The following is a 12,973-nucleotide window of genomic DNA, read 5'->3' on the forward strand; positions in this document are numbered from 1 at the left end:
TAATTTCTATCGCTTAGATCGCTTTAAAATCACCATTCGCACGCGATTGATGATATACCAAAAAAAGCCAATGCCCGAAATACTCATGGCAATATACCATTCTGTTTCAGTAGGGCTAACGCCGCCCCAATACATGTACGCGAAGCCGGCAACAAACATTAATACGGCCAGAGCAGCCTGGTTATTTATGGATTGAACTTTAAGAAAATGCTTGTGTCTTTTTTTGCGCTCTTCATCATCCTGAGTCATACCACTTTTTGAAAACCCGCAATGTGGGCAGGTTTCAGCGCGACTGGAAATCTTTTTGTTGCAGGACATGCAATTAACGATCGACATTAATAAATAACACTCCGAATTTGGTTCAGAAATAAAAGTTTAGTTCAGGGAAAAGTAAAAAAGCGCGGCTCAGGCCGCGCTATCAGTTATTTTGAGTTTTGTTCTTTCTCAAAATCTTGCCAATACTGGTCCACTGTTTCACGCATCTCTTTTCGTAACATAAGGATGCCGAACAGGTTTGGCAAGGTCATCACTACAATTGCCACATATGACAGATACCATATCAAGGTGGTATCTGAGAACGAAGCCCAGAAGAAACCAGCAATATAGAATATCCGATAAGGCATGATTGCTCTTGGCCCAATCAAATAGGTCATTGCCCGGTCGCCATAATATGACCATGAGATAGCCGTAGAAAAGGCAAACAATAACAAGCCAATTGACACTATGTATTGTCCAGATTCACCAAAGAATCCTCGAGTAAAGGCCTTGGTAGTAAGGGTAGCCGAGTGGATCAGAGATTTACCCGTAACAACAATATTTTCTTTTACCAGTTTACCATCGACAACATTCAATGTACCGGTGAAAGGATCTTCATTACTGCTCAGGCTAAAGTTGACGTTTTCAGCAATTGAACGGGCATTAATAATAGTAAAATCATTGCCCAGTGCCTTACCTGCTACCACTTCAATTTTACCGTTGAAGGGTTCCACTGTGTGTTCGCCATCGTCATTCAAATACTTGTAGAGTTCCAGCTTATTCGCATCATTATCTTGTTGATACTGACCAGCAATAATCAGCATATCTGTGCGATCAAACTGGTTTTCGAATTTCTCGTTCCAGACACCAGAAGACAGGATAACCAGACCGGTTAAAGTACAGATAAGAATGGTATCGATGAAAGGTTCCAGAATGGAAACCATACCCTCTGATACGGGTTCATGGGCTTTGGCTGACGCGTGAGCGATAGGAGCAGAACCCTGTCCAGCCTCATTTGAGAATAATCCACGGTTTACACCACGGTTAAAGGCGTAAGCAAAGCTGGCACCTAAGAAACCGCCAACAGCAGCTGAGCCAGTGAAAGCATACTCAAAAATAGAAACAAAGGATGGACCAATGTTTTCGATGTTATAGAAGATAACCGCCAGAGCACCGACAATATAAAGAGCGGCCATGAAGGGCACAATTTTGGAGGTAACCGCCGCAATACGAGTAATACCGCCCAGGATAACCAGGGCTAACAAGATAGACAGTACACCACCGGTTAAGATTGGCTCAATACCAAACGTGGCTTCCATACTGGTAGAAATACCATTGATTTGAGGTAGTGATCCGGTACCAAACGAACTAATTACAGTGGCGATAGCAAAACCAACTGCCAACCACTTCATATTCAGGCGTTTGTCCATAAAGTACATAGGACCACCCGCCATGGTGCCGTCTTCGGTCTTTTCGCGATACTTGTGCGACAGTGTTACTTCCACAAACTTGGTGGTCATACCCAAAAACGCGGTAACCCACATCCACAACAGTGCTGCAGGTCCACCTAAGAATATGGCTAAAGCCACACCACTGATATTACCTGTGCCCACTGTACCTGATAACGCTGTAGCCAGCGCCTGAAAGTGAGATGTATCACCTTCATCAGTTTTTTTGTCGTATTTACCGGACACTATGCGCAGCGCATGTCTGAAATAACGTATCTGGGGAAACTTCAGATACAGCGTAAAAAACAAACCTGTTCCCAATAAGACATACGGGAACCACCATGAACTCCCGAGATAGCTATCTAACAGTAATAAAAAATTTCCTAATGCTTCCAAAGCTTTACCCTCTTACTTGTTATTCCGTTATTATTTTAATTGTTCTTTAATATTGAATATGGCGGTGAGCATATCTTCACCAAAGCGTTTACTGCGATCAGGGTTCCAGCCATAAGCGGGATCAGGCAGCTTATCGTTATCTTTAAATGGCATTTCTACCGTGAGCGCCAAACAGTCAAAGTAGTTGCACACAGCATTTGAGGCAACAGTCATATTGGCTTCACCTGGCGCGTCTTTGTCATAACCATGGGTGGTCTGAAATTCTGGCGTAACAGTCAGCAAAATTTCGCTAAAGCTTGCCTCCAGCTTTGCCAACCGCTCAGTGTAATCAGGATTGCCCTCACAGCCTGCTACAAAATTGTAGGGAATGGCCTCATCGCCGTGAATATCCAGATACAGATCAATACCTGTTTGATGCATCTTATTTAAAACGTGAAAGACTTCTGGTTCACTGGCTTCTTTGGGATCGTGCCAAACCCGGTTTAAATTGACGCCATTGGCATTGGTGCGCAAGTGACCACGAACTGAGCCATCAGGATTCATATTGGGAACGATATAGAACACGCAATCCGCCAAAAGCGCCTGACACATAGCATCGTCTTCATTTAGCAAGCGCTCCAATAACCCTTCCATAAACCATTCCGCCATGGTTTCACCTGGATGCTGTCTGGCTGTCAGCCAGATGCGCTTTTTGCCTTCACCTTCACTACCCACGGTCAACAAAGTCATGTCTCTGCCGTCCAGGGTATGACCAAGGAACTCTGCACTACAGTTATTTTGCGCCTGAGACCAGGCAATTAAATCCAGATGACGATCGTAACTGTAGGGTGCGAAGTAAGCGAACCAGGTACATTGGTTTTCTGGGGTAAACTCTATGGTCAGCGTGCCTTCGGAGAAACTGCTGTCTACCCGAAACCAGGTTTCCCTGTCGTAAGAAGCGACTGCCTGATAACCATCCCAGGCATCGGGATAAGCGGAATTTTTAAGATTAGTTATGCGAATAACATGGGACTGCATCGCGGTGGATTCCAGGCAAAAATGGAACCACTGAAAAAAGTCGGAATTATTATCTTTGTTGATTTGCAGCTCGATATCATCGGCGGCCTGCTGTTTCAGCACTTTAATGTTGCCACTATCAAAGTTGGCGCTTATTCTCATTATTATTATTCCCGGAATTTAAACGCGGAATAATCTAGCACAAAACCCCACCAAGCCCAAACAAAACAGGGCTTATCAGGGTTTTTCTGTGGTTTCCTTAAGTTGTGCAAGCCAGTTGTTCACTTTTATGCCCACGGAAGTATTCAGTCCAAAGCTTTTAGCAACGATATTTTGCTCTTCGTCTATCAGGTAATAGCTGGGATAACCTGGAATTTGCAAGCTACTTTTCAGCGATTGGGTGCCTAACAAGACCGGACTTTGCATTTCGTGATTTGTGACAAAATTCTCCACCGCCTCCACAGATTCGTAATCCATCGCTACGGTCACCACATTCAGGGTATCGGCATCGATATTTTGCAAACTGCCGATACTGATTGCACATACCCGGCACCAGGGTGCCCAAAAATACAACAAGGTTCGCTTGCCTTTTTCGGTTATCGGAGTCACACCTCCTTCTAGGCTGACCAGGTTGATTTCCGGAACCTTTAAATTGCCGTTGCTGGTTAACATATTGCGACTTTGCCAGGCACTAATAGCCCACACAACGGCCATCAATAGCAAAAGCTCTACTGTCCAACGAAGCCACTTATTTCTTATTGCCGGCAAACTATCACTCCTCAATGGTATAACGCAGTATCCGAATAACAAAAAACCCGGCGAGCCGGGTTTTTATTTCAAAAACTTTTTAAAACAGTTTTACCATTTTGGCACATGCTGAAATGCCAGACCCGCCATTTTCTGAGCAACTCTGACTACCTGGCAAGTATAACCAAACTCATTGTCATACCACACGTACAGGGTAACGCGGTCATCAGAAGTGATTGTGGCCTGAGAATCCACTACTGAAGCAGCGCGAGAGCCAACCAGGTCAGTAGAAACGATTTCAGTAGACGCAGTGTAATCGATCTGGTCCTGTAATTCTGAATTCAGAGAAACTTCTTTCAGGTACTCATTGATCTCTTCTCTGGAAGTGGACTTGTCCAGATTCAGGTTAAGGATGGCCAGAGAAACATTTGGTGTAGGAACCCGAATGGCATTACCGGTCAGTTTCCCGGCAAGCTTTGGATAGGCTTTGGCAACCGCTTTCGCTGCGCCTGTTTCAGTAATAACCATGTTTAACGAAGCACTGCGACCACGACGTTCTGCTTTGTGGAAGTTATCAATCAGGTTCTGATCGTTAGTGTAAGAGTGCACGGTTTCAACATGACCGTTGCGGATACCGTACTTTTCATCCAACGCTTTTAACACCGGAGTGATAGCATTGGTTGTACAGGACGCTGCAGACATGATTTGATCAGTTGCTTCGATATCATCCTGGTTTACACCATAAACGATATTCTTAATGTCACCTTTACCCGGTGCAGTCAGTAATACTTTAGCAACGCCTTTAGAGGCTAAATGCTTGGACAAGCCATCGCGATCTCGCCAGACACCGGTATTATCAACAACCAACGCATTCTTGATACCGTATTGTTCGTAATCCACTTCTTCCGGGCTGTTGGCATAAATCACCTGGATATAAGAGCCATTGGCTTTCAGTGCATTTCTTTCGTGATCAACGGTAATGCTGCCATTGAATGGACCGTGTACAGAATCCCGGCGTAACAAACTGGCACGCTTTTCCAGGTCACCATCTTTGCCGCCTCTGACAACGATAGCGCGTAATCTTAATTTGTTATTTTCGCCCTGTCTTTCAATCAGCAAGCGCGCCATGATACGACCGATACGACCAAAACCGTATAACACAACATCTTGCGGCGCATGATTATCAACACAACCGGCGACACCTTCCAATTCGCGCTCAAGGTAGGCTTCCATATCCAGGCCTTCGGCGCGATCTTCGTGATAAAAACCATAGGCCAACTTACCAATATCCACTTTTGCCGGAGACAAGGTCATTTTTGAAAGCGCTTCTAACACAGCAAAGCTGTATCTGACCTTCAGCTTTTCTTCTTTGTGTAGTCTGACGCTACGGTGTGCCTTAATAATGTCAATGACACTGGCCCCCATTAGCGGCTTTCCAAAAACCGTCACTTCAACAGCGAAATTACGGTACAGCTTGCCCAGTAAGGGAAGCATTTGCTCCGCATATTCCTGACGTTCCTGCCAACTATTTAATAACGCCTGTTCTAACTGCTGATTCATGTTTGTTGTTTACCTCATGGTCATGAAAGAATCACAAATGTTGATTTCTTCCGGTTTAACATTGCTAATCAATTGAAGGGCGGCTATTTTATGGGAAGCTATGCATTGCACAAAATTGTGTTAAATTTTCATGTTTAGGCTATAAATGTAGTTTAACCAGCATTATGTTTGTAAGTTTCCACCAAAGGGTACCGCCTCACATGCGTTTACTGTGTCTTCTGCTTATTTCTTTGTTTCTGTTCGGTTGTGAAAACGCATTCTTTGGCGAAAAAACCATTTCTCAAATCTGTCGCGACTATCCACAAATGTGTCAGGACCTGAATTCCGATGCCCATTGCCGAAAAGAAAAAGCTGAAATCATTCGTTCCAGATACGCAAATCTTCAGGCCCCCTCAGATCAACTGAAATACCAATTACTGCTGCAGTTTGAAGACTACAAAGTGTGTATTGGAAAGGCCGCGCAAATTGAACACATAAAGCGCAAAGAAAAGAAAACCGACCGGGTGAAAGGTGTCATTACGGCAAGACGTCAACTGGCACAGTTGGCCAGAGACACCAAAGATTCAAAGGATCCTTACCTGTTGCACTACCACTGGTCGCGGTTTGGCAAAGAAGAATCGATGAATAATTTCCTTGCGCTTGAAACAACCGGAGAACTGGAAAAGCCTGATTTACAAGTGAAGCTTGCTGAGTATTACGTCAAAAAAGATTTGGATAAAACCGTAAACATCCTTTATCACGCCCTGGAGCTATACGAATCAGGCGATACCGTAGATCCCGAAATTTTTTACAGTTTGTCCACCATATTTCTGAAGCAAGAGCGATTCCCCAGAGCCTACGTGTGGGCATATATCGCAAAGGAATACGGAGTAAGAGACCTGGATTTGGCCCAGATTGAAGCGCTGGTAAGACAGGTTGGCAAACGCCCTAATCGCCTGGAAGATATTGCCGACGATTATATCAGTGACATTCGTTCTGGGAAATTTGTTGCACCTGAACACAAACCTTTTGTCTATTAAACAGGGTTGGAACAGGAAGTTTTGTGGCAGATACGCCAGTTATTTTGAAAGAGAATTACAAAAATTAATTTTCTTCTAATTTATAACCGTATTGTATAAATATCTGTACAATCTGAGGACTTAGTCTTTTGCAGTGAATGCCATAGAAACTGAATTCACGCAATAACGCTTGCCGGTGGGCTCAGGACCATCAGGAAAGACATGCCCCAGATGCGCATCACAGTTTTTACACACGATCTCTACACGGTGCATACCATGGCTGTGATCTTCGTGATAGCCAACATTACCTTGTTCTGCTTCTTCAAAAAAGGATGGCCAGCCACAGCCGGCATCAAACTTGTGTTCTGAACGGAACAACACAGCGCCACAACATTTACAGCAATAATCGCCCTGCTCTGTCACATTTAACAGATCACCAGTAAAAGGCCTTTCAGTGCCTTTTTCACGGCACACGCGATATTCTTCAGCTGTGAGTTTGTCTCGCCATTGTTGCTCAGTTAGTTTCATAACACCTCAGTTTAACGTTTTATTTTAACTTGCGGTTGCCCCGGCATATTCCACTCTGTGTGATACTTTTTGCCCGGCGTACTGTCAACACGCTCATAAGTATGAGCGCCAAAATAATCCCTTTGCCCCTGCAATAAGTTAGCAGGTAAAGTTTCCCGGCGATAAGAATCAAAATAATTTAGTGCCGACGACATTGCCGCACAAGGTATGCCCATCAGTGTGGCATCGGCAATGGTCTTACGCCAGTTTTGCTGTAAGTTTATAAGCTGCTCAGCGAAAAAAGGATCTAAAAGTAAATTGGCTAGTTCTTCATCCCGCTCATAAGCATTGGTAATGGACTGTAAAAACACGGCGCGAATAATACAACCTGCCCGCCAGATTTTGGCTATTTCAGCAAACTCCAGTTTCCAACCGTGCTCTTTTGCTGCCATCGCCATTAACTGGAAGCCCTGCGCATAGGAACATATTTTTGAGCAATATAAAGCATCTCTCAGCGCAGTAATGGCGGCCTGTTTGTCTTCAGCAGACAGCTGCGACTGTTGTGGACCAGACAATACTTTTGAGGCAGCAACTCTTTCTGCTTTGAGGCTGGACAAACTTCTGGCGAATACCGCTTGAGCAATAGTTTGAGTGGGTGCTCCCACCTGCAAGGCACTAACAGCTGTCCACAGTCCGGTGCCTTTTTGTCCGGCTTTATCCATAATCAATTCGACCAGAGGTTGCCCGGTTTCATCGTCAATTTTGGATAACACTTCTGCACTGATTTCCATCAGGTAACTGTTGAGAATGCCCTGATTCCATTCAGTGAAAATCTCTGCGATTTCCTGACTGCTCATGCCCAGTCCTGTTTTCATCAGGTCATAGGCTTCGCAGATCAATTGCATATCCGCATATTCAATGCCGTTATGCACCATTTTTACGTAGTGGCCTGCGCCAATTGGTCCAATATAAGTGGCACAGGGCTCCCCGCCTTTTACAGGTTTACCCGGAACGTTGGATTCAATGGGCTTTCCGGTTTCAGGGTCCACTTTTGCGGCAATCGCGGTAAATACCGGTTCAATGCGAGTCCAGGCATAGGGATCGCCGGAAGGCATTAATGAAGGCCCGAATCTGGCCCCTACTTCACCACCGGAAACGGCAGTAGAGAAAAAGATAAACTTACCTTTATATTTCTTCTCTCGGGCCACCGAGTCGGTCCATAGACTATTGCCCGTATCAATAACGATATCATCCGCTTCGATACCAGCATCAATCAAATGATGACATACGTGATCAACAGGCTCTCCAGCTGGTACTGAAAGAATAATTAAATGAGGTGCGGTGAGCTTTTGTAACAATTCGGTGTAGGAATAGCAGCCTACAATGCGCGATTCACCCTGGGGATTTTCCTGTTTGTCGGTGACGATTAAATCATCAATCTTACTACTATCAAGATCAAAACAGGCGATCTTAAAACCATGGTCGGCAAGATTTAGTGTGAGATTTTTTCCCATGACACCCAAACCAATAAAACCGATATTGCAAAGTGAATCAGACATATTCTGAGAAATCCTTAATAAGGCGTACCTGTTACCTGAAGATGAGTAAGGTACCAATAGTGTGCAGTGTTATGGCATTGCATTATAACCATTACTGATGTCTTTTGCAGCCCAGAGATGGCTATTCAGGCTGTAAACAATCCTTTATACCCAAATCACCTCAAGATACTGTTTCAGAGCTAGCATCTTGAGGTGATTTGGGTATATAGGAGAAGTGACTTATTTTTTACGTTTTCTAAATATGCTGATGCTTTTTTCAGATTGTAAAAAGTGACCTGTTACCGATATCTCCGGTAAATCACGCAACTTACTGTAGCGGGTGTCCAGTTTAAGTCGCCAGGCAATATCATTTGTTAATTCGGGTAAACTAAATCTGACGTCGTGATCGCTGGCATTGAACAACAGTAGCCAGTGTTCATTTGACTGGTCGTCACCCTGCAACTCCACAGCAAAAGCCTGGTTGTCAGCATCGTGCCAATCGTCTTCTACTTTGCGACGACCATCAGGTCGATACCAGCCAACACTGACTACATTGTGACGATTACAAAAACTGTCATCTTCTAAGTTAAGGTTTCGCAGCAAAACACTGTTTTTACGCAATGCAACGACGGCCTGGCAAAACTTTAAAAAGTCTTGTTTGCGTTCGTTTAGTTTCCAGTTGTACCAGCTAATCTCATTGTCCTGACAATAGGCATTGTTGTTACCTTGTTGCGTGCGACTTAACTCATCGCCACCCAGCAAATGGGGTATCCCCTGGGATAACAATAAGGTGGCGAACAAGTTGCGCTTTTGTCTCTCTCGAATAGCGATAACCGCGGGTTTGCGGGTTTCCCCTTCCACGCCATAATTTTCAGATACGTTGTGCCCGTGACCATCCCGGTTTTGCTCCAGGTTGGCCTCATTGTGTTTTTCCCGATAGGTCACCAAATCGTGTAAGGTAAAACCATCGTGATAACTGATAAAGTTCACCGAAGAATGAATAGAACGGTGCCCTTTCTTGAATACATCTCTGGAACCCAATAAGCGTGTCGCAAACTCGCTGGTAAGGCCTTTGTCACCGCGCCAGAAGGCCCGTACATTGTCCCGGTATTTATCGTTACATTCCTGCCAGTTACTGGGAAAATGCCCCAGTCGATAACCACCATGTCCAATATCCCAGGGTTCGGCAATTAACTTGGCTTGCTGTAAAACCGGGTCTTGTCTCAATGCTTTGAAAAAACCCGATGAGGCAGAGAATTCGTGTGGATCTCGTCCGAGGCTTGCCGCTAAATCAAAGCGAAAGCCATCAACGCCCATTTCTTCAACCCAATAGCGCAGGGAATCCAACACCAATCGCATAGTATAAGGATGAGAAATATCGACACTGTTTCCGCACCCAGAATTATTACTGTACTGCAGAAAATCAACGGCACCCTGTTCGTTCATCTCAAAAAGATAAAAAGCGGAATTATCGATGCCTTTAAAAGACAAAGTTGGTCCTTGCTCCCCACTTTCCGCGGTGTGGTTGTATACCACATCGAGAATAACTTCTATTCCTGCCTGATGCAGGGTTTTGACCATGGTTTTAAATTCACTAACCGGATCTTCGATAGCAAATCTGGCATCCGGTGAAAAATAATTGATGGTGTTATAACCCCAATAATTAGTCAGTCCTTTATCGGTAATAAATGGCTCTGGCATTGAGGTCATCACTGGCAGCAGTTGTACAGCTGTGACGCCTAAATCTTTTAAGTGCTTAATAACTGGCCGACTGGCAACCCCTAAATAAGTGCCTCTGAGGTGTTTAGGGACTTCCGGGTTAAGCTTTGTTAGCCCTTTGACATGAGTTTCATACAGGATAGTTTCTTCAAGACCATAGCCTGGTTTTGCTACACCTTCCCAATCGAAGTCAGATACACAAACCACGGCTTTAGGGATCATGGCTGCACTATCACCATCATATTGAGCTTTGTTCCAGATAAGCTCGCGATTTAGCCTGACCGCGTAGGGGTCAATCAATAACTTTTGTGCATCAAAGCGCATCCCCAACTGCGGCATATTAGCACCGTGCACACGATAACCGTATAGCTGCCCAGGTTTAATGCCTCTTACAAAGCCATGCCAAACCTTGCCGGTTTTCTTGGGCAGCGGTAATTCTGCAATGGGTTCTTCCTTCCCATTAAACAGACACAGATGAACAGCCTCAGCATCAGGAGCATGGAGTGAGAAATTACATCCTTCGCTATCCGGCGTAGCGCCCATGGGAAAAGGCGCCCCGGTATCAAGTGTCCATTGCTGTGCCATTGTTACTGTTCTTTGTATAAAATGTATAGAGTCGCCAAGGGTGGTATACTAATGTTTATTGAATGCTCACGGTCGTTCCAGGCGACAGCTTCAGAGCTAACCGCAACCTTACAATCGAAGCCACTGCCCCAATAATCTTTGTCGTCGGAGCACAACAACAATTCATAACTTCCTTCGTCTAAAACCCCCAGCCTGAATTTTTCACGAGGAATAGGCGTAAAGTTACTCACCACATACACCTTTTCTCGTCCTTCTTTGGCTTTTCTGACAAAAGAAAGAATACTTTGCTCGGAGTTGTGATGGTCTATCCATTCAAACCCTTCATGGTGACAGTCTTGTTCGTGCAACGCTGGCTGTTGCTGATAAAGATGATTCAGATCCCGATACAAGCTCTGGATACCTTTGTGTTTATCGAACTCCAGCAAGTGCCAGTTGATGGAACTGTCGTGATTCCACTCGGCAGATTGGGCAATTTCGTTGCCCATAAAGTTTAACTTTTTACCTGGGTGAGCATACATAAAAGCGGCATATAAGCGCATGTTTGCCGCCTGTTGCCATTCGTCACCGGGCATTTTCCGTAACAAAGAGCCTTTGCCATGCACAACTTCGTCGTGAGAAATAGGTAAGACAAAATTTTCGTCAAAGGCATACACCATGGAAAAAGTAATTTCATTGTGGTGATAGCGTCGATAGGCCGGATCTTTGGCAATGTAATGTAAGGTATCGTGCATCCAGCCCATGTTCCACTTAAAGCCAAAGCCCAGGCCGCCGTCATAAATGGGACGCGAAACCTTAGGAAAGGATGTGGACTCCTCAGCAATAGTAATAGCATGGGGATGCTTTTGATAAACTTCTCGATTCATCCACTGCAATAAGCTGATAGCTTCGTAATTTTTGTTACCACCATCCACATTGGGTATCCACTCGCCATCATTACGGGAGTAATCCAGGTACAACATAGACGCAACCGCATCGACCCTTAAGCCGTCAATGTGGAACTTATCCACCCAATACAGGGCGTTAGCCACCAGAAACTGGCGAACTGTGTCTTTGCCAAAATCGTAAATGCAAGAGTTCCAGTCGGGATGCCAGCCTTTGCGCGGATCCTCATATTCGTAAACATGAGTGCCATCAAAACGCGCCAGCCCATGACCATCCTCAGGAAAGTGCGCTGGCACCCAGTCGATGATAACGGCAATTCCATTCTGGTGACATTGATCGACAAAATATTTGAATTCATCTGGATCACCAAAGCGACTGGTGGGCGCAAAGAGCCCTACCGGCTGATAGCCCCAGGAGCCATCAAAGGGATGCTCGTGTACTGGCAACACTTCCAGATGGGTATAGCCCATATCTTTGACATAAGGAATCAACTGTTCTGCCAGCTCTTTATAGGACAAATAAGTCAGCTGACCATTCTCGTCAGTTTTCTTGCGCCAGGATCCCAAGTGCACCTCATAAACACTCATCGGCTTTTCGTAAACACTGCCCTGCCCTCGCTGCATCCAGTCAGTGTCTTGCCATTGATAGCTTTCGTGGTCGTAAACCACCGAAGCGTGAGACGGGTATTGTTCTGCCTGAAAGCCTACCGGATCAGCCTTATGAGGCAACCCGTTTCCGTGGCTGTCTTTGACGTGATATTTGTATTTAACGCCGGCAGTTACGCCAGGAACAAACAAAACCCAATATCCCATGCTGGTTTTCTGCATAGGATGCGTTGAGCCATTCCACCAGTTGAAGTCACCCACCAACGCAACCGAAGAAGCATTGGGCGCATATACCGCAAACCTGGTACCGGTTATCGGCTTATCCAGCCCAACATCAACCGATAGCACCTGAGCGCCCAGTTGGTTGTATACATTCTCAGGCTGATGATCCACAAAATGGACTGCGTGGTACGCCTGCTCCTGAAACTGATAAGGGTCGATTTGATTAAATCCACCTTCATCGTTTTCAATATCTAATGAGTAGAAGAATTCATCTGCAATTTCGAATTCAACCACAAATAGTCCGGTTTCATTTTCTGCGGTCATTTCGCCCAGCAGTTTACCCGTGCTTAAATCTTTGACTTTTACCGATTTAGCACCGGGTTTCCAAACCGTAAGTGTGCGCCCATTTGCAGATTCTTTCAGGCCCAATATTTCAAAAGGCGAACCACAATTGGCTACTTCTAACTTTTCAACTATTTGCATTTATCTACCCATTTTTGCTCATTGTGGATGAT

10 protein-coding genes are annotated in these 12,973 nt (G+C 45.0%); 1 reads left to right on the plus strand and 9 read right to left on the minus strand.

The annotated features are described in order from the left end of the window. Positions 1-6: 6 nt before the first annotated feature. The 5 genes from ACXAD8_RS06895 to ACXAD8_RS06915 form a co-directional block, all read right to left on the minus strand. Positions 7-336, minus strand: a complete 330-nt coding sequence (locus ACXAD8_RS06895) for a zinc ribbon domain-containing protein (protein WP_475226528.1) — start codon at positions 334-336, stop codon at positions 7-9. Positions 337-422: 86 nt separating this feature from the next. After that, positions 423-2,099 carry an alanine/glycine:cation symporter family protein gene (locus ACXAD8_RS06900; RefSeq protein ID WP_475226530.1) on the minus strand — a complete coding sequence of 559 codons (1,677 nt, stop codon included), beginning with the start codon at positions 2,097-2,099 and terminating at the stop codon, positions 423-425. A gap of 30 nt (positions 2,100-2,129) precedes the next feature. Continuing rightward, on the minus strand, positions 2,130-3,257 hold the full coding sequence (locus ACXAD8_RS06905) for a M14 family metallopeptidase (RefSeq protein WP_475226532.1): 1,128 nt from the start codon (positions 3,255-3,257) through the stop codon (positions 2,130-2,132). 75 nt (positions 3,258-3,332) lie between these two features. Beyond that, positions 3,333-3,863 carry a TlpA family protein disulfide reductase gene (locus tag ACXAD8_RS06910; RefSeq protein WP_475226534.1) on the minus strand — a complete coding sequence of 177 codons (531 nt, stop codon included), beginning with the start codon at positions 3,861-3,863 and terminating at the stop codon, positions 3,333-3,335. A 90-nt stretch (positions 3,864-3,953) separates the two neighbouring features. Continuing rightward, entirely contained in the window at positions 3,954-5,402 is a 1,449-nt protein-coding gene (locus ACXAD8_RS06915) for a glyceraldehyde-3-phosphate dehydrogenase (protein ID WP_475226535.1), read from the minus strand. A 200-nt stretch (positions 5,403-5,602) separates the two neighbouring features. Between ACXAD8_RS06915 and ACXAD8_RS06920 the strand changes: the two genes are divergently transcribed. Next, positions 5,603-6,421: a DUF2989 domain-containing protein gene (locus ACXAD8_RS06920; RefSeq protein WP_475226538.1), complete on the plus strand. Its 819-nt coding sequence runs from the start codon at positions 5,603-5,605 to the stop codon at positions 6,419-6,421. Positions 6,422-6,541: 120 nt separating this feature from the next. Here ACXAD8_RS06920 and msrB read toward each other — a convergent pair whose 3' ends face one another. From msrB to glgB, 4 genes are all read right to left on the minus strand, one after another. Further along, entirely contained in the window at positions 6,542-6,928 is a 387-nt protein-coding gene (gene msrB, locus ACXAD8_RS06925; RefSeq protein ID WP_475226540.1) for a peptide-methionine (R)-S-oxide reductase MsrB, read from the minus strand. Between the two features lie 11 nt (positions 6,929-6,939). Further along, positions 6,940-8,466 carry an NADP-dependent phosphogluconate dehydrogenase gene (gene gndA / locus ACXAD8_RS06930; protein ID WP_475226542.1) on the minus strand — a complete coding sequence of 509 codons (1,527 nt, stop codon included), beginning with the start codon at positions 8,464-8,466 and terminating at the stop codon, positions 6,940-6,942. A 219-nt stretch (positions 8,467-8,685) separates the two neighbouring features. Next, positions 8,686-10,749 carry a glycogen debranching protein GlgX gene (glgX, locus tag ACXAD8_RS06935; RefSeq protein ID WP_475226544.1) on the minus strand — a complete coding sequence of 688 codons (2,064 nt, stop codon included), beginning with the start codon at positions 10,747-10,749 and terminating at the stop codon, positions 8,686-8,688. A gap of 2 nt (positions 10,750-10,751) precedes the next feature. After that, positions 10,752-12,941 carry a 1,4-alpha-glucan branching protein GlgB gene (glgB, locus tag ACXAD8_RS06940; protein WP_475226546.1) on the minus strand — a complete coding sequence of 730 codons (2,190 nt, stop codon included), beginning with the start codon at positions 12,939-12,941 and terminating at the stop codon, positions 10,752-10,754. Between the last annotated feature and the right edge of the window lie 32 nt (positions 12,942-12,973).

The organism is Planctobacterium sp. AWH2_060 (assembly GCF_056158425.1).